The organism is Roseateles sp. P5_D6 (genome assembly GCF_054049415.1).
Map to the genome: position 1 here is coordinate 22,293 of NZ_JBFUMK010000010.1, position 21,876 is coordinate 44,168.

Sequence of the window (21,876 nt, forward strand, 5' to 3'; positions counted from 1 at the left end):
GGGTCATAGCGGCGCGACAGGGATGCACAGCTCGCAGTCGAACACACCGGTCTTGAAGTCGAATTTCGACTGCGGCCCGTAGTGCTCGAAGCAGGGCCGCGCATCCAGCTGCAGGCCGCTGCTCGGCAGCCACCGGCCCATCATGGCCGCCCAGGCGGCGCCGATCTCGGCGGCCGTGCCTTCGAAGTCCAGCGCCGCATAGCGGCCACCGGGCAACTCGGTGACGATGGCGCCGCCGTTGGGCGCCCAGTCATCCGGCACGGCCACGCCGGCGTCGTAGCGGCATTGCTCGGGCGGCACGAGGCTGGGGTCGTCGTGGCTGATGCCGAAGCGCGACACGGCACCGAGGTTCTGCGTGGCCAGCCAGGGGTTGAAGGTCTCGGCCCAGAAGCGGCCAAGGGCAGGGCCATAGGCGCCCTGGTAGCGCAGATAGCCCATGCGCACAGGCGGGCGGTCGATGAGGCGGACGTTCACGGGATCTCCTTCGTCACGGTTGCGGGAGAAGCCATGCTCGTCGTCCAGCCCGGCGCCGGCTTGATCCAGATTGCTATCGGCCTGATCGAGATTGCGCCATTGCGCCGGTGGCAGGCCGAAGCGCTGCTTGAAGGCCCGCGAGAAGGCCTCGGCCGAGCCATAGCCCACGCTGAGCGCGATGCTCAGCACGGTCGAATCCGGCTGGCCGCGCAGCCGCTGAGCGGCCTTCTCCAGGCGACGGCGCGCCAGGTAGTCGCCCAGGGTCTGGCCCGTCCAGGCCAGGAAGAGGCGGTGGAAGTGATAGGGCGAGAAGTGAGCGACGGCGGCCAGCGCCTCCAGGTCCAGCGGCGCGTCCAGATGCCGGTCGATGTGGGCCTGCACGCGGTGCATGCGGGCCTCGTACTGGCGCCGACTCGCGTTGTTCAAGCCCAGGCCCTCACCAGCCCGCGCATCGCGTCCGCATGCACCGCGTTGAGCTCGTCGGCCGCGGCCTTGGAGTCGGACTGGAAGGCGGCGATGACCCAGGGCGAACGGCTGCCCGGCGGAAACACCAGGGCCACGTCGTTGACCGCGCCACGGCCGCCGCTGCCGGTCTTGTCGATGACGCGCCAGCTCGCATCCGGCACGCCGGCCCGCAACCGCTTCAGGCCGGTGCGCGAGGCTTGCAGGTCGGTCCACAAGCGCGCCTGGTTGGCCCGCTTCAGGCCCGGGCCGAGCAGCAGATGCTGCAGCGTCTTCGCGAAGGCGCGCGGCGTGCTGGTGTCGCGCGGATCGCCCGGCGCGTTCTCGTTGAGTTCGGTCTCGAAACGGTCCAGGCGCGTGACCGCGTCGCCCTGCTGGCGCAGCCAGGCCGTCAGGCCGGCCGGGCTATCGCAGCAATGGCGCAGCAGCACATTGGCGCAGGGGTTGTCGCTCTCGACGACGATGCCCTGCACCAGCTCGGCCAGCGTCGCCTGGCCGCGCGGCAGCAAGCGGTCAAAGGCCGGCGAATGCGGCACGCGCTCGCTCTCACGCAGGGGCACCGCGTCGTTCCAGCCCCAGCGCCCGGCCTCCACGCCCTGGGCCACGCGCGCGGCGAGCAGGATCTTGAAGGTCGACGCCGTAGCGAATCGCTCGTCAGCGCGGTGGGCCATCACGCGGCCGCTGCCGGTGTCGATGGCGAAGAAGCCGATTCGGCCCTGCACGCGGCGTTCCAGCGCGGCGAAGTCAGCGGCATTGGTGGCAAGGCTGCGGGTGGCTACAGGCGCCAGAGCCAGGCCAGCAAGGAGGGGACGACGTTTCATGCGCCGCATTCTCGTGCGCCCCCGCACGGCCCCGGTGCGGGGGGCACCTGCACGGCCCGTCCGCAAACTGACTACTCCGTCAGACTTGCGCAACAACGCTGTCATGACGGCCGCCAGCCCCTGCGGCGGTCCGCACAATCGCCGCCGGCCCTGCAGTTGGGGCCGCTTCCTTTTTTGGAGTCGTTGTTTGATGAACGCACCGCGCATGAGCCTCCTGGCCCTCGCCTTGAGCACCGCCATTCCCGCCCTGGCTCAAGAAGCCCCGGCCAAAGACCGCAGCCAGCTCGAAACCGTCGTCATCACGGCCGAGCGGCGTGCCGAAAACATCAAGGACGTGCCCAACGCCGTCTCCAAGATCAGCGGCGACAAGCTCGACGTGCTGGCCTCCGGCGGCCAGGACCTGCGCTTCCTGTCGGGCCGCGTGCCCAGCCTGAACATCGAGTCCAGCTTCGGCCGCGCCTTCCCGCGCTTTTACCTGCGCGGCTACGGCAACACCGACTTCCGCCTCAACGCCTCGCAGCCGGTCAGCGTCATCGTCGACGACGTGATCCAGGAGAACCCCATCCTGAAGGGCTTCCCCATCTTCGACACCGCCGCGGTGGAAGTCGTCGCCGGCCCGCAAGGCACGCTGTTCGGCCGCAACACGCCGGCCGGCGTCGTCAAGTTCGACTCCGTCAAGCCCAGCCACAAGCAGGACGGCTACGCCAGCGTCACGGTGGGCAACTACGGCACGCTGAACCTCGAAGGCGCGGCCAACCTGCCCCTGAGCGGCGACTGGGCTGCCCGCATCTCCGCGCAGAGCCAGCGTCGCGGCGACTGGGCCGAGAACACCGCCCCCGGCGCCGTCACGCCCAAGACCGAGGGCTACCGCGACAGCGCCGTGCGCGCCCAGGTGCTGTACGAGCCGCACAAGCAGTTCAGCGCGCTCGCCAACCTGCACGTGCGTGACCTGGACGGCAGCCCGCGCCTGTTCCGTGCCAACGCCATCAAGCGCGGCACGAACGACCTGGCCGACGGCTTCGACGCCGAGAAGGCCGCCTTCAATGGCGTCAACGACCAGACCTTGAAGCAGACCGGTGGCAGCCTGCGCCTGAAGTGGTCCGTGCCCGGGCTGAACATCTACGCCATCAGCGGCTATGAGCATGTGAAGCCGCTGTCCCGCGGCGACATCGACGGCGGCGTGCCCGGCGCACCCGGCATCCCCTTCCAGTCCGAAACCGGCAGCGGCATGAACGGCCACCGCCAGCTGACGCAGGAAGTGCGCCTCGAGTCCAACACCGCCGGTCCCTTGAGCTGGCAGGCGGGCGTGTACCTCTTCGACGAGAAGTACACGATCGACAACATCACCTACAACACGACGACGCACGCCGACGTCGACCACATCTACAGCGCCCAGACCAACAAGGCTGGCGCGGTGTTCGGTTCGGTCAACTACGCCGTCAGCGACGAGCTCAAGCTGCGCGCCGGCCTGCGCTACACCAAGGACAAGAAGGACCTGTCCACCACCCACGCCGGCACGGGCCTGTTCAACACCTCCACCGGCACCAGCGCCAGCACCGACGACGGCAAGTGGAGCGGCGACCTGTCGGCCACCTACAAGCTCGACGCCGACACCAACCTCTACGCCCGCTACGCCAACGGCTTCCGCGCGTCGTCCATGCAGAACGCGTCGGCCTTCGCCGGCCAATCGCAGGCCAGCCCGGAAACCGTCAACTCCTATGAAGTCGGCTTCAAGAGCGAACTGCTCAAGCGCACGCTGCGCCTGTCGGGCTCGCTGTTCAGCTACACCGTCAAGGACCTGCAGCTGACGGCCGTGGGCGGCAGCGTCAACGCCACGCGCCTGCTCAATGCCAAGAAGGCCACCGGCACCGGCGCCGAGATCAACCTCGAAGCGCTGATCACGCCCGACCTGATGGTCACCTTCGGCGGCTCGCTGAACAACACCAAGCTCAAGGACGCCGGCCTGGGCGTGCCTCCGGGCGGCTCGCTGAAGGTCAATGGCGCCTTCCCAACGGTGCAGGACCCCATCGTCGGTAACAACGCGATGGTCGACGGCAACGCCCTGCCCAACGCGCCCAAGTGGACCTACAACCTCACCGCCCGCTGGAGCATCCCGCTGGCCAGCGGCGACGAGGTCTATGTCTACACCGACTGGGCCTACCGCTCCAAGGTCAACTTCTTCCTGTACGAGGCCACCGAGTTCACGGGCAAGAGCCTGACCGAAGGCGGCGTGCGCGTGGGCTATCTGTGGGGCAACGGCAAGTACGAGGCCGCCGGCTTCGTGCGCAACGTGACCAACCAGATCCGCGTGACGGGTGCCATCGACTTCAACAACTTGACCGGCTTCATCAATGAGCCGCGCACCTACGGCGTGCAGTTCAAGGCGATGTTCTGAACAGCGTCAGCCGATGACAGGAACGCCGCCCTCGGGCGGCGTTTTTCATGGGGCTCGGTCGTCGGCTCAAACCGTCTTGATGCGGTGGAGAGCGCAGAGCTTGTTGCCGTCCGGGTCGCGCACATAGGCCAGGTGCATCGCGCCGAGCGCCCCCTCGCGCAGACCCGGCGGCTGCTCGATGGACTCCCCGCCATGGGCCACCGCCACGTCATGGAAAGCCTGCACCTGCTCGGGCGACGCGCACCCGAAGCCGATGGTGCCGCCATTGGCATGCGAGGCCGGCTCGCCGTTGATCGGCTGGCTCATGCAAAAGGTGCCGCCCCCATGGCGGTAGAACACCCGCTGATGGCCCGAGGGCCCCTGGTTGCAAAAGCCCTCGGGCACGCCGAGCGTGCCGAGCACCGCGTCATAAAAGCGCTTGCTGCGCTCGATGTCGTTGGTACCGACCATCACGTGGCTGAACATGGGTATCTCCTCAAGAAAACGGCGAAAGCGCAGGATTGTGGTGAATCCCGCCTGGCCGCGCCGGGGATGTTTGTGGACGGCCCGATGCGAGGCGTCCTGATCACTCGGGACTAGGACGGCATGCGCGTGACATGGCTGACCACGATGGCCCAGCGGCCGTTGACCCGAATCAGCGTGTCGGTGAAGCGCACATCGACCGCGAAGGGCTTGCCGCCAGACCGGCCCTTCAGTGAGGTGATGCCCTGCACCACCGCCGCGTCGCCATACATGCGCGCCGTCATGCTGTGGTTCTCGAAGCGCTCGTATTGCGGGTCGCCATCGCGGACTTCCTGGAGCGCCTGCGCCCGGCTCTGAACCTCGGCGCTGGTGCTGACGAGGTTGAACTCAGGTGCGAGCAGGCGTTCAAGCGCCGCCAGGTCGCGCAGGCGGAAGGCGTCGCACGCAGCCTGGGTCACTGCCATGGCTTCCTTCTCCGCGACCGAGGCGCCTGCTGCGGGGTTGATGAGCAGCGCGGCAGATGCCACGGCAACAAGGCACGGGATGCGGAAGGTGATCATGGCGAAGGTCTGGCGGCGGCGGCCCTCTACTTTGCCGCGCCGGCCTTCAGAAAGCCATTCACGTCGAGCCAGCGGACGAAGACCGGGAACCAGCCCTCGGCGGTCTTGCCCGGGTAGCCGAGCCCGAAACCATGGCCGCCGTTCTGGTAGAGATGGAATTCGACCGGCCGGCCGGCATCGAACCAGGACTTGACGACGCCCATCTGGCCGCGGAACAGGAAGTCGTCGCTGGCGATGACGTTGAACATCGGCGGCGCGTCCTTGGGCACGTCGACCGGCCCCATGCCGCCGTAGATCGGCGCGATGAAGGCGAGCTTCATGGTCTTGGAGTTGAGCGTGCTGTGCATCGTCAGGCCCGCGCCGGCCGAGAAGCCCACCATGCCCAGCCGCCTGGTGTCGACGCCCCATTCCTTGGCGCGCGAGAGGATGAGGGCATGCGCCGCTTCGGCGTCGGCAAGCTGGTTGGCGAGGTCGGGCACCAGCGAGCGTGGGTTGCCGTCGCTCGATCCGGCCGCGGTGAACATGCGGTTCATCGAGTCCTTGAAGCCGTCGAGCGAGTCCGGCGTCGGGTGCAGCCGGTACTTGAGGACGAAGGCGGCAATGCCCTGGTCGGCCAGCGCCTGCGCCACCTTCCAGCCCTCGTTGTTGATCGACAGCCAGCGGAATCCCCCGCCCGGTGCCACCAGCACGGCCGCGCCATTGCCCTTGCCCGGCGCGGGCAGGTAGGGCGTCAGCGTGGCGGTGGTGACGTTGCGCACCATCGGCTCGCCCCACTGACGGAACCAGCTCTCGGCGGCCGGCTGCTTGTCGACGCCGCCGGTGCCGAGCGGGATGGCACGCGGCTCGGCGGGCGCCTGCAGCGGGTGGATGGTGCCGTCCTGCGCGAGGGCGCAAGTGGCAGCGGAGGCCAGCAGCAGGGCCAGCAGGGTGGAGAAAAGTGAGGGCATGGTCGTTTGTCCAGCGAGTTGATGGGGTCAGCGCGGCAGCAACAGCGGCCGCGTCAGCGAGAAGTTGGCGCTCTCCACGGGCGCACCGGTGTCGGGCTGGCCGCCGCCGACGCTGAGCCGATAGGCGCCAGGCATGACCTGGCGCACGCCGTCGCGGTCGACGAAGCTCAGGTCGCGGGCATCGAGCCGGTAGCTCAGCTCGCGCCGTTCGCCCGCCTTCAGATGCAGGCGCTGAAAGCCCCGCAGCGCCAGGCGCGGCCCGCCCTCGAAGCGCGGCGGCGCCAGGTAGAGCTGGGCCACCTCGTCGCCATCGCGCGTGCTGGTGTTGGTGACGGCCGTGCGCACCACCAGGCCCACGTCCTTGCCGTCGTCCTGCACCTCGACCTTGGGCGCCTCGTAGCGGAAGCTGGAATAGCTCAGGCCATGGCCGAACGGGTAGACCACCGGCTTGTCAAAGAAGCGGTAGGTGCGCCCGGCCATGCGGTAGTCGTCAAACGGCGGCAGGTCGCCCGCGCTGCGGTAGAAGGTCACCGGCAGCCGCCCGGCCGGGTTGGCCACACCGGTGAGCACCTGCGCGATGGCCTGGCCGCCGCCCTCGCCCGGGTACCAGGCCTGCAGCACCGCCGCCGCGTTCGCCTGCGCCCAGGACAGGTCGATGGCGCTGCCGCTCAGGTTCAGCACCACCAGTGGCTTGCCCCCCTGCGCCGCGGCCTGCAGATAGGCGCGCTGGTCCGCCGGCAAGTCCAGTGTCGTGCGGTCGCCTCCCTGGAAGCCTTCGATCTTGACGGGCATCTCCTCGCCTTCCAGGTCCGACGTCAGGCCGACGACGGCCACCACCACGTCAGCGCCCTGCACGGCGGCGCGCAGGTCAGCCAGCGGCTGGCGGGACACGCGCTTCCAGACCATGCCGGGCGGCGCCCCGGTGCCGGACTCGGCCTCGAACTGCAGCGCATAGCGCTCGCCCTGCTTGAGGTCCAGCTGCGTCAAGGCGACCGGCTCGGCCCATTGCGTCGGGCGCCTGGCCAGCGTCAGGTCACGACCAGCAACGCGCACCTGGCCTTTGACACCCGCAACGCCGAGCCGGTAGCTGCCGGTCTCGGGGGCGACGAAGAAGCCCGTCAAGACCACCCGCGTCACTTCGCCGGACTCGGGAAAGTCGCGCACGCGTGAGTCGAGCTGCGCCACGCCGTGGCTGGCGAAGGCCTTCTCCTGAAAACGGCGCTTGCCCGGCGCCACTGGGGAGCCGGGCTGGAGCTTGAAATAGCTGGCACGCAGGCCCGGGCTGCCGTCGGGCGCCACGAAGGCGCTGGCGGGCACCGGGTCGCCGTCGGTGATCGACGGGCCGAAGGGCACCAAGCTGACCTGCGCCGCCGGGAACTGCTGGCGCAGGCCCTCGAAGACGGTCTGCGTCGGCCCGGTCTGGCCCGACGAGTAGTTGCCCCGCATCACACGGCGCGCATCGGCCAGGGGCCCGACGACGGCGATGCGGGCCGAGGCGCGCAGCGGCAGCACGCCGTCATTTTTCAGCAGCACCAGGCTTTCGAGCGCGGCGCGAAGCGCAAGCGCGCGCTGATCGGGCGAGTTGATCGCCTCGGCCTTCGGGAAGCTGCGCTCGCCCAGCCCCGGCAGATCGCCATTGCGCAGCCGCGCGGCAAACAGGCGCACCAGCGCGTTGTCGATGTCGGCCGCGCGGATGTAGCCGCGCGCCAGCGCCTGCTTGTAGCGCTCGCCCAGGCCCGGCGTGTGCGACAGCGTGGCGCCATTGCACTCGTTGTCCACGCCGGCCTTGAGGGCGGCGGCGGCTCCGGCCGGAGCGTCGGGCGCGTACTTGTGATTGGCATGGATGTCGACGACGGCGTCGCAATCCGACACCACGTAGCCGTTGAACTTCCAGTCCTGGCGCAGCGTCTTCACCAGCAGGCTGTGGCTGGCGCAGGCCGGCTCGCCGTTGACGCGGTTGTAGGCGCACATGATGGAGCCGGCCTGTGCGTCGACTATTGCCGCGCGGAAGGCGGGCAGGTAGGTGTCCTCCAGGTCCTGCGCCGAGACCCACACGTCCACCGAATGCCGCGTGGATTCGGGGCCGCTGTGCACGGCGAAATGCTTGGGGCTGGCGATGACGTGCGGCAGGGCCGCATCCGGCCCCTGCATGCCGTGCACGAAGGCCTTGCCGAGCGTTGCGGTCAGGAAGGGGTCCTCGCCATAGGTTTCCTGGCCCCGCCCCCAGCGCGGATCGCGAAAGATGTTGATGTTGGGCGACCAGGTGTCCAGCGCGCCGCCGATCTTGTTCGGGTTGGGCTTGCCGCGCCCCAGCGCGTAGACGGCCCGCACCTCGGTGCTGATGCTGGCCGCCACGTCCTGCATCAGCCGGTCGTTGAAGCTGGCGGCCAGGCCGATGGGTTGTGGGAAGTTCGTCGTCGCCCCGGGGCCGAAGGCGCCGTGCAGCGACTCCGTCCACCAGTTGTAGGCCGGGATGTTCAAGCGCGGGATGGCCGGCGCTCCGTTGAGCAACTGCTCCGTCTTCTCGTCGAGCGTCAGCCGGGCCACGATCTGGCGGGCCTGGGCCTCGGCGTCCGTCTGCGGGCTGGCGACGCCCAGGCCGCTGAGGGCCAGGCCCCAGGCGAGGCAGGCGATGGAAAGGGTCTTCAACGGCGTCTCCGTTTTTGTCGTTGCGCCGGATTGTGTGGTAGCGCAATCAATGCGACACCTGTTTTTCCCTTATTGACGCCGCAGACACCCCTAGAAAACCAAGTCGCGCCGTCTATGAAAACTCGCTCACGTCCGCGGCGATGAATTCGACGATGTGATCGATACCAGAATCGTTATCTGGTGGATGTGGGTGTCACGCTGCGGCCGAGCGCCGCGCCAGTCGCATCGACAAGCCCACCGGGCCCATCGCCAGTTGCAGCAGCTCGCGTGGCGCCTGGCCGTCAGGCGTTTCGACCGTGGCGATGTCGAAGTGCCGCAGCAGCACGGCCATGGCCAGCTTGATCTCCATCAGAGCGAGGTAGCGCCCCGGGCAGATGCGCGGCCCGGCGCCGAAGGGCATGGACAGCCGCTTGGCCGCGCCGGCCTGCTTGGCGTCGCCCAACCAGCGCGCCGGTTCGAAGGCGGCGGCGTTGGGCAGATGGCTTTCGCTGGTGGCATCGCGCCGCATCACGGCCATGACGATCATGCCTTGGCGGACCTCCACGTCCCCCACGCGCGTGTCGTGCATAGCCTGCATGACGTTGATGGGCGCCACCGGCCGCAGCCGCATCGTCTCGTGCGCGCAGGCCTCGACGAAGTCCAGCGCGCCGAGCTGCTCCAGCGTCGGCAGCGCGGCCTCACCACAAATGCGGTCCACCTCGGCCCGCGCCTGGGCCAGCACGTCGGGGTGCTGCCACAGCAGCCAGATCATCCAGGCCAGCGTGTTGGCCGTCGTGTCCTCGCCGGCCAGCAGCATGGTCAGCACATTGCCAGCCACCTGCTCGTCGTCGATGCCGCTGCCCGGTTCGTCGGCCGCCACGAGCATGCCTTCGAGCAGATTGCCGGGCTCCTCGCGCAGCGCCGGGTTGGCCGCCATGCGTGCCCGCGCCTTGGCGACGAAGCCCTGCACGGCCAGGTTGACCTCGGCCACGCTGTGCGTGAGGGCCTTGTCCTCGGCCGACGGCCACCAGCGCCACAGCGGCAGCGGCGCAAAGATGCGCTTGAACAGCATCGGGAAGATGCGGTTCAGGTGCTGCTGGATGACATCCTCGTCGGACTGCAGCGTGTTGACGTCCTCGCCAAAGGCCAGGCCTGCCACGGCGTCCACCGTGAAGCGCATCAGGTCGGCCTGTAGCTCGATGCGCCGGCCCTCCCGCGCGGCGATCTGCCAGCGGCCAACCAGGCGCTCGGCCACGCGCAGCAGGAAGGGGTAGTAGCGCTTCACATGCACCGGGTCCAGCCCGGCCATGACCATGCGGCGCTGGCGCTTCCAGGCCTCGCCGTTGGAGCCGAACAGGCCCGCGTTCAGCCCCATCTCGCGGCCGATGTCCTCCAGCCGCTGCGTGCGCCGAAAGCCATCAGGCCGGTCGCGCAGTGCCGTGCTGATCAGCTCGTGGTCACCGACGATGACGAGGCGGCGCTTGCCCAGCCTGAGCCTGAAGATCGGCCCGAACTCCTCGCACCAGGCCTCCACCTGCTGATGCACCCGCGTCGAGTCGATCTGCAGCAGGTTGCCGAATACCGGCACACCGCGCGGGCCGGGCAGGTCATCGAACTGGCGCAGCGCGCCAACGGGAGGGGCGGCAGTGGTGTCCATCGGCTAAACCTTCTCCGGCTTCCAGCGTGGATGCAAGGCATGGATAAGCTCATCTACACGGCTCGTATAACGCTCTCGTGCGAGTAAGTGATCCTGTTCGTCCTTCTCTTTTCGTAGGGTGTAGTACGCGAACTCGTAGCAAGCAATGATCCATGGAAGCACTCTCGCTTCACCTATGCCTCTATGGAAGTAGAAAAGGTAGATCGTTGCGGCGGCAAGGAGAGCCACCCGTAGATACATGAAATAGCGGCCACGCTCGACCTGCTCTCGCGTGGGGCGACTGCACCAGATGCCGCCGGCTTCAGGCGGCAACCTCTTGAAATTCTCGTCCGTCGACTCTCCATAGAGGAGCAACTGGCGAAGCTCAGTTGGTGTCATTTGCTGGCCTCAGCATGGGTTCGAATGACTACCTAGTGTGGCCCGATTTGCTCAAGGCACGACACACAGGAAACGGCTCAACCCGCAAAGATCTTCCCCGGATTGAAGATGCCCAACGGATCCAGTGCCTGCTTCACCGCGCGCATCAACCCCACCGCTTCCTCGCCGGTCTCGTCCAGCAGGAAGCCCTGCTTGTGCAACCCAATCCCATGCTCGCCCGTACACGTGCCTTCGAGAGCAATCGCCCGCGCCACCATCTGCGCACTGAGCCGCTCGGCCGTCGCCAGCTCTTCGGGGTCGACCGGGTCCAGCAGATAGGCCATGTGGAAGTTGCCATCGCCGACATGGCCGACGATGAAGTAAGGCAGGCCGGCGGCCTCGACCTCGGCAATCGACGCGTTGATGTTCTCGGCCAGGCGCGAGATGGGCACGCAGGTGTCTGTCGTCACCGCGCGGCAGCCGGGGCGCATCTGCAGGCCTGACAGATAGGCGTGGTGGCGCGCGGTCCAGAGCCGCGTGCGCGCCTCGGGCGTCGTCGCCCATTCGAAGGCCTCGCCCCCAAAGTCCGCTGCCACGTCCTGCACGGTGGCCGCCTGTTCAGCCACGCCCGCCTCGCTGCCGTGGAATTCCATCAGCAGCATGGGCGCTTCCTTCAGGCCGAGCTTGTCGTGCGCATTGACGGCCTTGATGGCGTTGGCGTCCAGCAGCTCGCAGCGCGCGATGGGCACGCCGATCTGGATGATCTGCATGGCGGTGCGCACGGCCGCGTCGATGCTGGGGAAGAAGCAGACCGCGGCCGACACGGCTTCGGGCAGCGGGTGGACCTTGACGGTCAGCTCGGTGATGACGCCCAGCGTCCCTTCGCTGCCGATGACGAGGCGCGTCAGGTCGTAGCCGGCGCTGCTCTTCCTGGCGCGCGAGCCGCAGCGCACCACCTCGCCGCTGGCCGACACGAAGCGCAGCGCCAGCACGTTCTCGCGCATCGTGCCGTAGCGCACCGCGTTCGTGCCACTGGCGCGCGTGGCGGCCATGCCGCCCAGGCTCGCGTCGGCGCCGGGGTCGATGGGGAAGAACAGGCCCTCATGCTTGAGCGCCTCGTTCAGCGCCTTGCGTGTGACGCCGGGCTGCACCGTCACCGTCAGGTCCTCGGCATCGACGCGCAGGATCTTGTTCATGCGCGACACGTCCAGGCTGATGCCGCCCTGCACGGCCAGCAGATGGCCTTCCAGCGACGAGCCCGCACCGTAGGGAATGACGGGCACGCGGTGCAGGGCGCACAGTGCCACCACGCGCGCGACCTCGGCCTCGTTTTCGGCAAAGACGACGGCCTGCGGCGGTGGTACGTCGAAGACGGATTCGTCGCGGCCATGCTGCTCACGCACGGCCAGGGCGGTCGAGCAGCGCTCGGCGAAGTCGGCACGCAGGCTGTCCAGCAGCGCGGCCGGGAGTGGGGCGGGCGAGAAGGATTCGGGCGCGTTCATGGCCAACTCCAGGGGGTCAGACAAGGATTGTGTTGCAGTGCCCCTCGCATGGTGACAGCATGGGGCACACAGCGAACCCCGGGAGACCTGCATGGACCCGACCCTGACCTGGCTGCTGCTCGTCGCGGCCGTTGCCCTCATCGCTTTCGGCGCGGTGCGCTTCGATCTGCTGGCCGCGCGCTGGCGCGAGGTCTTCGGTCACCCGCCACCGCCCCACGACGCCCCGCCCGCGCCGCGCTGGACGTCGGCCCAGGGATTCAAGCCGCATGACGCGCCGGTGCACAAACCGGCCTTCCACCGCAGCGGCCGCCGACACTGAATCGGCGCCGCAGCAGGGCCTTGCCAACGAGGAGAACGCCATGAGCCCGACGACCACTCTGACGATCAGCCGCAAGCTGATGCTGCTGACCCTGCTGGTGCTGGTGGCCATCAGCATCCCTTCGGCCTTCCAGGTGCGCCAGGCGCGTCAATTGGCTCAGGCGGCGCAGGGCGAGCTCGAAGGCCTGGCGCCCGCCCGGCTGCTCGTGCGGCTGGCCCAGCTGACCCAGCAGCACCGCGGCCTGTCGGCTGCCGTGTTGGGCGGCAACGACTCGGTGCAGACGGCACGCTCGGCCAAGAACGCCGAGGTGGTCAAGCAGGTTGCCGCCGTCGACACCATGCTGAAGGGCGATGGCGCGAACGACGCAATGCGCCAGACCTGGCAGGAAGCGCGCACGCGCTGGGACAGCCTGTCCAGCCAGGTGGGCGCCAAGGGACTGAAGGCGGCCGAGAGCAGCACCCTGCACGCCCAGCTCATCGCCGTCTATTTCAAACTGCTGGACCAGCTCGTCGACCAGTCCGGCCTCATCCTCGACCCCGAGGCCGACACCTATTTCCTGATCAGCGCGACGCTGACGCGGCTGCCCATCGCCACCGAGGCCCTGGGCCAGGCGCGAGCGCGTGGCGCCGGCTTTCTGGCGGAAGGCAAGATCGGCCCCGAAGGCCGCACGTTGCTGGCCGGCCTCGTGCAGCAGGCCGCCGACCAGCATGCCGGCATGGGCACGGCCTTCGACAAGAGTTTCGCCGTCAATGCCGACCTCAAGAGCCGGCTGGGCAGCAAGATCGCCGCACTGGACGAACAGGTGCGCGGCTCGCTGAAGCTGACCCGCGACGAGCTGATCGCCAAGGAGGAGCTGGCCTACGCGGCGCCCGACTACATCGCCAGCTACACCCGCACCATCGACGCGATGTATGTCGTCGCCGAGGAGGCGATGGATGCGCTGGACGGCATGCTTGGCGCGCGCGTGTCCAGCCTGCGCACCAGCAGCTGGGTCGTCTTCGGCCTGCTGGCCTTCATGCTGGGCGCCGTCTTCCTGCTCGCGCGCGGCATCTCGCGCAGCATCACCGTGCCGCTGCAGCATGCCGCCGGCCTGGCCCAGCAGATCGCCGAACGCGACCTCAGCGGCGACGTCGTCATCAGCGCGCGCGACGAGATCGGCCAGCTGACGATGGCGCTGCTGGCCATGCGCGACAGCCTGTGTGGCGTCATCGGTGAGGTGCGCAGCAATGCCGGCGAGGTGGCGCAAGCCTCGCAGGAGCTGGCCTCGGGCAACCGCGACCTGTCGCAGCGCACCGAGCAGCAGGCTTCGGCGCTCGAGGAAACCGCCAGCTCCATGGAGCAGCTGACCGCCACCGTGCGCAGCAATGCCGATCAGGCCGGCGACGCCAGCAGCCTGGCCCAGCGCGCCTGCACGGTCGCCATCTCGGGTGGCGCGGCCGTCGACCAGGTCGTCAGCACCATGGGCGCCATCGAGGCCAGCAGCCGGCGCATCGAGGAAATCATCGCTGTCATCGACGGCATTGCCTTCCAGACCAACATCCTCGCGTTAAACGCCGCCGTGGAGGCCGCGCGGGCCGGCGAGCAGGGCCGCGGCTTTGCCGTCGTCGCGTCGGAAGTGCGCGCGCTGGCTGGCCGCTCGGCCGAGGCTGCCAAGCAGATCAAGGTCCTCATCTCCACCAGCGTCGGCCAGGTCGAGGACGGCGCCCGCCTCGTGAAGGGCGCCGGCGCAACGATGCGCGAAACCGTCGACGCCATCCGCTCTCTGGCCGAGCTCGTCACCAGCATCAGCCGCGCGTCCAGCGAGCAGAGCACCGGCATCGGCCAGATCAGCGAGGCCGTCTCGCACATGGACCAGCTGACGCAGCAGAACGCCGCCCTCGTGGAGGAAACCGCCGCGGCCGGCATGAGCCTGCAGCAGCAGGCCGAGAAGCTGTCGGGCCTGGTCAACACCTTCCGCATGCCGGTCGCCCAGCGCTGAGGGGCGGGCTCAGTCTGGGTTGACCCGCCAGGCCGCCGCGCCCAGCAGCACCACCTGCAGCTGCTGCACGAAGTTGTCCATCATTTCGGCCTCCAGCAGCGGCTGCTGGGGCGGCAGGTCGAGCATCTCCGGCGCTGCCGCCAGCATGGTGTTGACGATCAGCCCGCACACCATCTGCAGCGTGGCCGTGGGCATGTCGGGATAGGCGCCGATGGCGCGGAAGTCCTGCGCCATCTCGTTGGTGAAGTGGCGCACCTCGTTGCGGATGGCCAGCCGCAGGATGCGGCTGCCGCCACCGCGCTCGCTGCTGATGAAAAGGAACAGCAGCCGGTGCTGCTGCACATAGCTGCAATAGACCTCGACCGACACGCGCACGCGGTCGGCCGGCGCCGCGCCGCCCTGGCGCGCCTCGCGCAGCAGTCGGCGCAGGCTGATGCCGACCTCCTCCACCAGCGCCAGGCCCAGCTCGTCGGTGTTGCGAAAGTGCCGGTAGAAGCCGTTGGGCACCATGCCCGCCTCGCGGGCGATCTCGCGGATGCCCAGGCTGGTGAAGCTGCGCCCCTCGCCCATCAGCGCGAGCGCGGCCTGGGTGAGGCTGGCACGGGTGAGGTCCTTGCGCTCGGCGCGAGAGAGTTTGTCGGCGGCGGTGTCGGACATGGCGACTGGTCTGTGAACACTCGTATCGTAGCTTCACCCCGTCCGTCTGCCTATTTGTGCACGAGCGTGGCGTACCTCCCGGGTTGAGTGTCTTGTTTGTTTGTGTACGAACGTACACAATGCAGGCATGCAAACGCTCCGCCCCACCCGCCTCGAAACCCTGACTCGCCCGCTGCGCGCGGCACTGCAACACCCCTGGGTGGCGGCCATCGTGCGTGAAAGCGCGGTCGAGGACAGCCTGCAGGCCCTGCACCCGCTGCTGTCGCTGCATCAGGTGAAGGCCCGGGTGGTGAAGTGCATCGCCGAGACGGCCGACACCCGCACGCTGGTGCTGCGCCCCAACGCGATGTGGCGTGGTGCCCGCGCCGGGCAGTTCGTGTCGCTGACGGTGGAGATCAACGGCCGCCGCCACGAGCGCATGTACTCGCTGACGTCGCGCCCGGGCTCGCGCCTGCTGGCGATCACGGTCAAGCGACAGGGGCGGGTGTCCACGCATCTGCATGAGAGCGTGCGCGTGGGTGATGTGCTCACGCTCGGCCCCGCGATGGGCGATTTCGTGCTGCCGGCCGTGCTGCCGGACAAGATCCTGCTGCTCAGCGCCGGCAGCGGCATCACGCCGGTGATGGCCCTGCTGCGCGAGCTGCAGGCGCGCGGCGCGGCCGACCGTGTGGTCTTTGTGCACAGCTGCCGCAGCCCGGTCGAACAGATCTTTGCCGCCGAGCTGGCAGCCATGCCGGGGCTGCGCCTGATTCAACACTTCACCACCAGCGTCGGCCATCTCACGCCAGCCGATTTGCAGGCGCAGGTGCCCGACCTGGCCGAGCGCGCCACCTGGGTGTGCGGCCCCGCCGGGCTGATGGATGCGATACACGCGCACTGGCAGGCGCACGGCATCACCGCGCCGCTGCACAGCGAGCGTTTCGCCGCCGCCCCGCTGGCCGCCGAGCCCCTCAGCGCCCCGGTGCGCGTGCAGCTGCTGCGCAGCGCCACCGGCTTCGCGTCGCTGGGCGCCGCGCCGCTGCTGAACCAGGCCGAGGCCGCCGGCTTCGCGCCCAAGCATGGCTGCCGCATCGGCATCTGCCGCTCCTGCCAATGCGTCAAGCGCAGCGGCACGGTGCAGCACCTGCACACGGGCGAGCTGTCCAGCGCGCCCAACGAATTGATCCGGCTGTGCGTCAGCGCCGCCCGCTCCGACCTCGAACTCGACCTGTGATGCATACCCTCACCCGCCCCCAAGTTGACGCGTTCCAGGTCGAACTCGACGCCATCCGCGCCCGCGTCATGGACTCGCTCGGCCAGGCCGACGTCGACCACATCCGCAAGATGATCGCCATCTGCCGCGCCAGCGAGGTGGGTGGCCGTGCGCTGCTGCATTTCGGCGTCGGGCCCTTGAGCTGGATCGCCGGCGTGCTGGCGCTGGCCCACGCCAAGATCCTCGACAACATGGAGATCGGCCACAACGTCATGCACGGCCAGTACGACTGGACCGGCGACCCGGCACTGAACTCCCAGACCTTCGAGTGGGACATCGCCTGTGACGGCGAGGCCTGGCGCCATTCGCACAACGTCACCCACCACACCTACACCAACATCCTCGGCAAGGACCGTGACCTGGGCTACTCGCTGCTGCGCATGACGCCCGAGCAGAAGTGGAAGCCGCGCCACTGGCTGCAGCCGCTGGCCAACCTGATGCTGGCCCTGGGCTTCCAGTACGGCGTCGGCTCGCATGACCTGGAGCTGGGCCGCTACAAGCACGGCGCCATCCCCAAGCCCGTGTTCAAGGAGCGCCTGAACCGCTTCCTCGGCAAGGTGGGCAAGCAGTGGTTCAAGGACTATCTGCTCTTCCCGGCGCTGGCGCTGTGGAGCGCGCCGCGCGTGCTGGCTGGCAACTTCGCGGCCAACCTGATCCGCAACCTGTGGACCTATGTGGTGATCTTCTGCGGCCACTTCACCGAGCATGTGGCCATCTACCGGCAAGAGGACTGCCTCAACGAGACCCGCGGCGACTGGTATCTGCGCCAGTTGGCCGGCTCCAGCAACCTCACCGGCGGGCGCTGGTTCCACATCCTGACTGGGCACCTGAGCCACCAGATCGAGCACCACCTCTTCCCCGACATGCCGGCGCACCGCTACGTCGAGATCGCGCCGCAGGTGCAGGCGCTGTGCCGCCAATACGGCCTGCGCTACAACACCGGCAGCCTGTTCAAGCAGTACCTCACCGTGATGAAGCGCATCCTGGTCAACACCTTGCCACCCAAAGCGGCCGTGGCCTGAAGATTCAGGCAGGATGCAGGTCCGATCACCGACCTGCACCGCCATCATGGGCAACCGACTTTCACAGATCGCCACCCGCACCGGCGACGACGGCACCACCGGCCTGTCCGACGGCAGCCGCGTGTCCAAGACCCATCTGCGCGTGCAGGCCATGGGTGATGTCGACGAGCTGAACTCCAACCTCGGCCTGCTGCTGGCCGAACCCCTGCCCGACGACATCCGCGACCTCATCGTCACCATCCAGCATGAGCTCTTCAACCTGGGTGGGGAGCTGTCCTGGCCCGGCGGCGAACTGCTGAAGGACGCCGCCGTGCTGCGCCTGGACGAGGCGCTGGAGCATTACAACGAGCATCTGCCGCGGCTCAAGGAATTCATCCTGCCGGCCGGCACGCGCAGCGCCGCGATTGCCCATGTTTGCCGCACGATTACCCGCCGTGCCGAGCGCGCCGTCATTCAGGTAGCCACCGCCGAGCCCGTGCGCGCCGCGCCGCGCCAGTACCTGAACCGCCTGTCCGACCTGCTCTTCGTGCTGTCCCGCGTGCTGAATCGCGCCAATCTCGACGGGCTGGGGGGCGACGATGTCTACTGGCAGAGCGAGCGCATGAAGCGACTGGACGCGGCCGACAACTGAAGCCCAGGGGCCCATATGCAAATCACCGGTCAATGCCACTGCGGCGCCATCCGTTTCTCGGCGACTGCCGATCCCGCCAAGGTCTTTGCCTGCCACTGCGCGGACTGCCAGATCATCTCCGGCGGCCCGTTCCGCGCGGTGATCGCCGTTCCGGCGGATCAGGTCGAACTGGTGGGCACACCCAAGCAGTATGTGAAGGTCGCAGCCAGCGGCAACCGCCGTGCACAGGCCTTCTGCGGGGATTGCGGCACCCAGCTCTTCGCCACGGAAGCCGACGTACCCAAGACGCTGAACATCCGCCTGGGCTGCGTGAACGAACGTGCCCAGCTGAAGCCCGTGGTGCAGGTCTGGAAAGACTCGGCCATGCCCTGGCTGCCTGAGCTGGACAGCACCCCGGCTCACATGCGCGGCCGCGACAGCCCGCTAGCCTAGCGCTTGCGCCGGCCCCAGACCTTGTAGGCCAGCCAGGCCCAGCGCAGCCCGCGCCAGAGTTTGCCGCGTCGGTCTGCCCCCGCGCCGGCAAACAAGGCCGCTCCGCCGCCGGCCGCGGCGAGCACGATGGGGTTGGACAGCAGATCGCGCCAGGCCAGGATGCGCAGCACCCAGCCGTCAGCGCGCTGGCCGATATCGTCCACCGACAGTGCAGCCTGGCCGCGCATCAACTCGGATGCCAGCAGCAGATTGGCCTTGCGCTCGCTGCGCAGAGCCGGGTCGGCCGGGATCCTGGGGATCATGGCCCTGGCCGGCGCAGCGCTTCGGCGTCAGCGCGCAACTCACCGATGCTGGACTGGAACAGGCTAGCCGGCTGATCGATCAGCTTCTTGACCTTGAGCACGGCGACGACGGCCGCAGCGATCAGAACGACCGTGCCGCCGCCCAGAGCCAGCAGCCGGTGATCGTCCCAGAAGGCGACCGTGATCAACACCAGCCCCATCAGCAGGCCAAAGCCCGCCAGCAGCGCGGCCAGCACCGCCCAAAGCAGCAGGCTGGCGATACGCTCCTTCTCCTCCTGGGCCTCGATAGCAAACAGCTCAAGCCGAATGCGGCTGAGCGTCAGCAACGACACCCCGAGCCGCCGCAGCGGCGCGGAGACGGGTTCCTTGGCGTCGCTCAAGCGGGGCTCAGCGGCGGCCGATCAACACGCCAATCGCAAGGCCCACGGCTGCCGCGGCACCGATGGCCTGCCAGGGGTTGGCATGCACATAGTCGTCGGTGGCGACGGCGGCATCCTTGGCGCGCTGGAGGGCTTCGTGCTGGGCGTCCAGCAGCTTGTCCTTGGCACCGGACAGCCGGTCCTGGATGCGGGCGCGCAAGGCCTTCACCTCGCCGTCCGCCTTGTTGGTCGTGGCCGTCATCAGCGCGTCGATGTCTTCCATCACCGCACGGAAGTCCGAGGCCAATTTTTCCTTCGCCTGGCTGGTATCACTCATCGCTGGCTCCTTGATCGGGGGATCAAACACGCTTGCAGCCTAACGCGATTGGACATGGCCTGACATGCCCCACCACGATTGAAGCGGGCTTGTCCTACAAGGCCGCGGCCGCTTGCCGCAAGCGCTGCGCATAGGCCTCGCGCAAGGCGGCCGGCGCCAGCACCTCCACCTGGCCGGCATGGCGCAGCAGGTCCATCAGCAACTCGGTGTCATCGACATAGGGCAGGCGCAGCCGCCAGCGGCCGTCGGGCAGGAATTCGCTCTGCTGGGCCGGGTGCCATTCCTCGCGCGACACCCAGGCCGCCGTGCCGGCGCTGAAGACCAGCTCGGCCTCGCGCGGCGTGCCACCGGCGAAGATGCCATAGCCCTGGTCGAGTTCGGCTTCCAGCTCAGCCAGGGGCACAGGCCGGGCGTCGGCGTCTAGCAGCGTCGCCGCCTCGATGCCGTCCAGGGCAAAGCGGCGATAGGCGTCGCTGGCATGGCACCAGGCATCCAGATACCAGGCGTGACGATGATGCACGAGACGCTGCGGCGAGACCTCGCGTTCGCTGCCCGCCCCATCGCGTTTCTTGCGGTAGCGGATGGCCAGGCGCTTGCGCTTGACGACGGCGCTGCCCACGGTCTCGAAGCTGTCGCTGGCCATGCGCCGGCGTGCCGTGCCGATCAGCCTGACGCGCCGCCGCAGCTCATCGGCCTCGGCCGCATCCACGCCCAGCATGCCGGTGATCTTGTCGAACATGGGCTGCAGGTGGCGGCCCACGACCCCCTGCTCATCCAGGCCGGCCAGCATCTGCTGCATGGTCAGGAGGGCGTGCAGTTCGGCCTCGTTGAACCAGACCCCCGGCAGCTCATGCTTGCCGCCACGCCACTGCTGGCCGAAACGGTAGCCGTTCTCGCCGGCGTCGTACTCGATGGGCGCGTCCAGCCGCTCCCGCAGGTAGGCCAGGTCGCGCTTGAGCGTGGCCGGCGACACCTCCAGCGCCTCGATCAACTCGGCGAATGACACGCAGCCGCGGGAGCGGATCAGCTGCTCGATCTTGTAAAAGCGTTCGGTGCGGTCCATTCGGGTTTTCTCAGTGCCCCGACCGCTGGCATCTCTGCACACTCGGCGGGCTTGAATCGGCCAACAAATCAATAGCCTGCTTCACGGATGCCAAACATCCGGGAGCAGGCAGGGAGAGTGACATGAATCCGTCGACATCATTCTTGCGTCAAATCTGCGCGGGACTTTTCTGGGCAGCCCTTGGCGCCGAGTGCATGGCTGCAGCGCCGACCTATTCGGTCACACCGCTGGCCGTGCAATCGCTATATCCCACCAGCTATGCCAAGGACCTCAACAACGCCGGCCAGGTGACTGGGCTGGCCTATCTGCCCAATGCCAATGGCGCGACGTATAGCTTCCTGTACGGCAGCGGCAACACGGTAAACATCGGCGGCCTGGGCGGGACCAATCCGCTGGGCAACGGGTACAGCCCCACCGACGCCCAAGCCATCAACGACGTCGGCCAGGTGGTGGGCGGGTCTTATTCCAGCAGCTATCCCGACATCCGTGCCTTCCTCTACAGCAACGGGCAGATGACCGACCTGGGCACGCTGGGCGGAAGCTTCAGCCAAGCCTACGGCGTCAACAACGCGGGTGAGGTCGTAGGAATGTCGGTCACCGCCGGCAACAAGAACTCCGCGACCTTCCTCTACAGCGGCGGGCAGATGATCAATCTGGCCACCCTGGGCGCCAGCTTCACCGACGTCACGGCCATCAACAACCACAGCCAGATCCTCGGCACTGCCGGCGGCCATGCGGCCATCTTCAGCCAGGGCGCAATGACGGACCTCGGCACCTTGGGGTCGGCCCTCAGCATTCCGGCGGCCATCAACGATGGGGGTCAGGCCACCGGATATTCCTACACCGCGGACAGCTTCACTCGCGCCTTCCGGTACAGCGGCGGGCAGATGATCGATCTGGGCACCCTGGGCGGCTCCTACAGCCAGGGCAAAGACATCAACGCCGCGGGCGACGTCGTTGGCATTTCCAACAACGGCATCGACGGCTTCGGTCATGGCTTCCTCTACACGGGCGGCACCATGTACGACCTGAACAACCTGGTTGGCTCGTCCGACTGGCTGATCGGCGAGGCCCAGCGGATCAACGACAACGGAACCATTCTTGCGTCCGGCTGCCATCAGCAGCAGGGCTGCATGTCCGTGCTCCTCAGCGTGACCAGCGTGCCCGAACCGGGCTCAATGGCCCTGACCCTTGCGGGGGTCGCCGTGGTGGGCGCCAGGCTGCGCCGGCGCCGCGGCTGAGTTTCCGTCGGCCTTCCG

The 21,876-nt window shown here is 68.2% G+C and carries 22 protein-coding genes; 8 read left to right on the forward strand and 14 right to left on the reverse strand.

Annotation, left to right across the window (positions count from 1 at the left end; genetic code table 11):
- Window positions 1-3 precede the first annotated feature (3 nt).
- Both ACXJKM_RS14875 and bla read right to left on the reverse strand, forming a co-directional pair.
- Complete coding sequence (locus ACXJKM_RS14875) at window positions 4-900, reverse strand: AraC family transcriptional regulator (RefSeq protein WP_457353301.1); 897 nt, start codon at window positions 898-900, stop codon at window positions 4-6.
- A complete protein-coding gene (gene bla, locus ACXJKM_RS14880; protein WP_457353303.1) occupies window positions 897-1,757 on the reverse strand; it encodes a class A beta-lactamase in 861 nt (286 codons plus the stop codon). The genes ACXJKM_RS14875 and bla overlap by 4 nt, the downstream gene beginning before the upstream one ends.
- Before the next feature lie 205 nt (window positions 1,758-1,962).
- On the opposite strand from bla, the gene ACXJKM_RS14885 reads away from it, so the two are divergent.
- Complete coding sequence (locus tag ACXJKM_RS14885; protein ID WP_457353305.1) at window positions 1,963-4,152, forward strand: TonB-dependent receptor; 2,190 nt, start codon at window positions 1,963-1,965, stop codon at window positions 4,150-4,152.
- A 66-nt stretch (window positions 4,153-4,218) separates the two neighbouring features.
- Here the strand turns inward: ACXJKM_RS14885 and ACXJKM_RS14890 are convergent, their stop codons facing one another.
- The 7 genes from ACXJKM_RS14890 to ACXJKM_RS14920 form a co-directional block, all read right to left on the reverse strand.
- A complete protein-coding gene (locus ACXJKM_RS14890; RefSeq protein ID WP_457353307.1) occupies window positions 4,219-4,617 on the reverse strand; it encodes a VOC family protein in 399 nt (132 codons plus the stop codon).
- A 110-nt stretch (window positions 4,618-4,727) separates the two neighbouring features.
- A complete protein-coding gene (locus ACXJKM_RS14895; RefSeq protein WP_457353309.1) occupies window positions 4,728-5,174 on the reverse strand; it encodes a nuclear transport factor 2 family protein in 447 nt (148 codons plus the stop codon).
- Window positions 5,175-5,200: 26 nt separating this feature from the next.
- A complete protein-coding gene (locus ACXJKM_RS14900; protein ID WP_457353311.1) occupies window positions 5,201-6,121 on the reverse strand; it encodes an alpha/beta hydrolase in 921 nt (306 codons plus the stop codon).
- A gap of 27 nt (window positions 6,122-6,148) precedes the next feature.
- Complete coding sequence (locus ACXJKM_RS14905) at window positions 6,149-8,770, reverse strand: glycoside hydrolase family 3 C-terminal domain-containing protein (RefSeq protein WP_457353313.1); 2,622 nt, start codon at window positions 8,768-8,770, stop codon at window positions 6,149-6,151.
- 193 nt (window positions 8,771-8,963) lie between these two features.
- Window positions 8,964-10,406 carry a cytochrome P450 gene (locus tag ACXJKM_RS14910; RefSeq protein WP_457353315.1) on the reverse strand — a complete coding sequence of 481 codons (1,443 nt, stop codon included), beginning with the start codon at window positions 10,404-10,406 and terminating at the stop codon, window positions 8,964-8,966.
- A 3-nt stretch (window positions 10,407-10,409) separates the two neighbouring features.
- The gene (locus ACXJKM_RS14915) at window positions 10,410-10,784 is read right to left on the reverse strand and encodes a hypothetical protein (RefSeq protein ID WP_457325851.1); all 375 of its coding nucleotides are present in this window, start codon (window positions 10,782-10,784) and stop codon (window positions 10,410-10,412) included.
- A gap of 77 nt (window positions 10,785-10,861) precedes the next feature.
- Complete coding sequence (locus tag ACXJKM_RS14920; RefSeq protein ID WP_457353317.1) at window positions 10,862-12,265, reverse strand: FAD-binding oxidoreductase; 1,404 nt, start codon at window positions 12,263-12,265, stop codon at window positions 10,862-10,864.
- 91 nt (window positions 12,266-12,356) lie between these two features.
- Between ACXJKM_RS14920 and ACXJKM_RS14925 the strand changes: the two genes are divergently transcribed.
- Entirely contained in the window at window positions 12,357-12,584 is a 228-nt protein-coding gene (locus tag ACXJKM_RS14925) for a hypothetical protein (protein WP_457323790.1), read from the forward strand.
- A gap of 40 nt (window positions 12,585-12,624) precedes the next feature.
- On the forward strand, window positions 12,625-14,562 hold the full coding sequence (locus tag ACXJKM_RS14930; RefSeq protein ID WP_457353319.1) for a methyl-accepting chemotaxis protein: 1,938 nt from the start codon (window positions 12,625-12,627) through the stop codon (window positions 14,560-14,562).
- Between the two features lie 9 nt (window positions 14,563-14,571).
- Here ACXJKM_RS14930 and ACXJKM_RS14935 read toward each other — a convergent pair whose 3' ends face one another.
- Window positions 14,572-15,219 (reverse strand): TetR family transcriptional regulator, encoded by a 648-nt coding sequence (locus tag ACXJKM_RS14935; protein ID WP_056191000.1) that lies wholly within the window; start codon window positions 15,217-15,219, stop codon window positions 14,572-14,574.
- Between the two features lie 127 nt (window positions 15,220-15,346).
- On the opposite strand from ACXJKM_RS14935, the gene ACXJKM_RS14940 reads away from it, so the two are divergent.
- From ACXJKM_RS14940 to ACXJKM_RS14955, 4 genes are read left to right on the forward strand one after another with little or no spacing between them, the layout of a single operon-like run.
- Window positions 15,347-16,432, forward strand: a complete 1,086-nt coding sequence (locus tag ACXJKM_RS14940) for a ferredoxin reductase (RefSeq protein WP_457353321.1) — start codon at window positions 15,347-15,349, stop codon at window positions 16,430-16,432.
- Complete coding sequence (locus ACXJKM_RS14945) at window positions 16,432-17,493, forward strand: fatty acid desaturase family protein (protein WP_457353323.1); 1,062 nt, start codon at window positions 16,432-16,434, stop codon at window positions 17,491-17,493. Before ACXJKM_RS14940 ends, ACXJKM_RS14945 begins: the two co-directional genes overlap by 1 nt.
- A 46-nt stretch (window positions 17,494-17,539) precedes the next feature.
- The gene (locus tag ACXJKM_RS14950; protein WP_457353325.1) at window positions 17,540-18,124 is read left to right on the forward strand and encodes a cob(I)yrinic acid a,c-diamide adenosyltransferase; all 585 of its coding nucleotides are present in this window, start codon (window positions 17,540-17,542) and stop codon (window positions 18,122-18,124) included.
- Window positions 18,125-18,139: 15 nt separating this feature from the next.
- Window positions 18,140-18,556, forward strand: a complete 417-nt coding sequence (locus ACXJKM_RS14955) for a GFA family protein (RefSeq protein WP_457353327.1) — start codon at window positions 18,140-18,142, stop codon at window positions 18,554-18,556.
- On the opposite strand, the gene ACXJKM_RS14960 is transcribed toward ACXJKM_RS14955, so the two are convergent.
- The 4 genes from ACXJKM_RS14960 to ACXJKM_RS14975 all read right to left on the reverse strand — a co-directional run bounded on the left by ACXJKM_RS14960 (window position 18,553) and on the right by ACXJKM_RS14975 (window position 20,617).
- Window positions 18,553-18,858 carry a hypothetical protein gene (locus ACXJKM_RS14960; RefSeq protein ID WP_056191011.1) on the reverse strand — a complete coding sequence of 102 codons (306 nt, stop codon included), beginning with the start codon at window positions 18,856-18,858 and terminating at the stop codon, window positions 18,553-18,555. The genes ACXJKM_RS14955 and ACXJKM_RS14960 overlap by 4 nt on opposite strands.
- Window positions 18,855-19,238: a phage holin family protein gene (locus ACXJKM_RS14965; protein WP_457323798.1), complete on the reverse strand. Its 384-nt coding sequence runs from the start codon at window positions 19,236-19,238 to the stop codon at window positions 18,855-18,857. The genes ACXJKM_RS14960 and ACXJKM_RS14965 overlap by 4 nt, the downstream gene beginning before the upstream one ends.
- 7 nt (window positions 19,239-19,245) lie before the next feature.
- Entirely contained in the window at window positions 19,246-19,554 is a 309-nt protein-coding gene (locus tag ACXJKM_RS14970) for a DUF883 family protein (RefSeq protein ID WP_056191014.1), read from the reverse strand.
- A gap of 94 nt (window positions 19,555-19,648) precedes the next feature.
- On the reverse strand, window positions 19,649-20,617 hold the full coding sequence (locus tag ACXJKM_RS14975; RefSeq protein WP_056191016.1) for a helix-turn-helix transcriptional regulator: 969 nt from the start codon (window positions 20,615-20,617) through the stop codon (window positions 19,649-19,651).
- Between the two features lie 194 nt (window positions 20,618-20,811).
- Between ACXJKM_RS14975 and ACXJKM_RS14980 the strand changes: the two genes are divergently transcribed.
- Entirely contained in the window at window positions 20,812-21,858 is a 1,047-nt protein-coding gene (locus tag ACXJKM_RS14980; protein WP_457353330.1) for a PEP-CTERM sorting domain-containing protein, read from the forward strand.
- Window positions 21,859-21,876 lie beyond the last annotated feature (18 nt).

Coding starts and splice junctions, on each gene's coding strand:
- bla (WP_457353303.1), bottom strand. CDS start 1,757: ATGAAACGTCGTCCCCTCCTTGCTGGCCTGGCTCTGGCGCCTGTAGCC.
- ACXJKM_RS14885 (WP_457353305.1), top strand. CDS start 1,963: ATGAGCCTCCTGGCCCTCGCCTTGAGCACCGCCATTCCCGCCCTGGCT.
- ACXJKM_RS14890 (WP_457353307.1), bottom strand. CDS start 4,617: ATGTTCAGCCACGTGATGGTCGGTACCAACGACATCGAGCGCAGCAAG.
- ACXJKM_RS14895 (WP_457353309.1), bottom strand. CDS start 5,174: ATGATCACCTTCCGCATCCCGTGCCTTGTTGCCGTGGCATCTGCCGCG.
- ACXJKM_RS14900 (WP_457353311.1), bottom strand. CDS start 6,121: ATGCCCTCACTTTTCTCCACCCTGCTGGCCCTGCTGCTGGCCTCCGCT.
- ACXJKM_RS14910 (WP_457353315.1), bottom strand. CDS start 10,406: ATGGACACCACTGCCGCCCCTCCCGTTGGCGCGCTGCGCCAGTTCGAT.
- ACXJKM_RS14915 (WP_457325851.1), bottom strand. CDS start 10,784: ATGACACCAACTGAGCTTCGCCAGTTGCTCCTCTATGGAGAGTCGACG.
- ACXJKM_RS14920 (WP_457353317.1), bottom strand. CDS start 12,265: ATGAACGCGCCCGAATCCTTCTCGCCCGCCCCACTCCCGGCCGCGCTG.
- ACXJKM_RS14925 (WP_457323790.1), top strand. CDS start 12,357: ATGGACCCGACCCTGACCTGGCTGCTGCTCGTCGCGGCCGTTGCCCTC.
- ACXJKM_RS14930 (WP_457353319.1), top strand. CDS start 12,625: ATGAGCCCGACGACCACTCTGACGATCAGCCGCAAGCTGATGCTGCTG.
- ACXJKM_RS14935 (WP_056191000.1), bottom strand. CDS start 15,219: ATGTCCGACACCGCCGCCGACAAACTCTCTCGCGCCGAGCGCAAGGAC.
- ACXJKM_RS14940 (WP_457353321.1), top strand. CDS start 15,347: ATGCAAACGCTCCGCCCCACCCGCCTCGAAACCCTGACTCGCCCGCTG.
- ACXJKM_RS14945 (WP_457353323.1), top strand. CDS start 16,432: ATGCATACCCTCACCCGCCCCCAAGTTGACGCGTTCCAGGTCGAACTC.
- ACXJKM_RS14950 (WP_457353325.1), top strand. CDS start 17,540: ATGGGCAACCGACTTTCACAGATCGCCACCCGCACCGGCGACGACGGC.
- ACXJKM_RS14955 (WP_457353327.1), top strand. CDS start 18,140: ATGCAAATCACCGGTCAATGCCACTGCGGCGCCATCCGTTTCTCGGCG.
- ACXJKM_RS14960 (WP_056191011.1), bottom strand. CDS start 18,858: ATGATCCCCAGGATCCCGGCCGACCCGGCTCTGCGCAGCGAGCGCAAG.
- ACXJKM_RS14970 (WP_056191014.1), bottom strand. CDS start 19,554: ATGAGTGATACCAGCCAGGCGAAGGAAAAATTGGCCTCGGACTTCCGT.
- ACXJKM_RS14975 (WP_056191016.1), bottom strand. CDS start 20,617: ATGGACCGCACCGAACGCTTTTACAAGATCGAGCAGCTGATCCGCTCC.
- ACXJKM_RS14980 (WP_457353330.1), top strand. CDS start 20,812: ATGGCTGCAGCGCCGACCTATTCGGTCACACCGCTGGCCGTGCAATCG.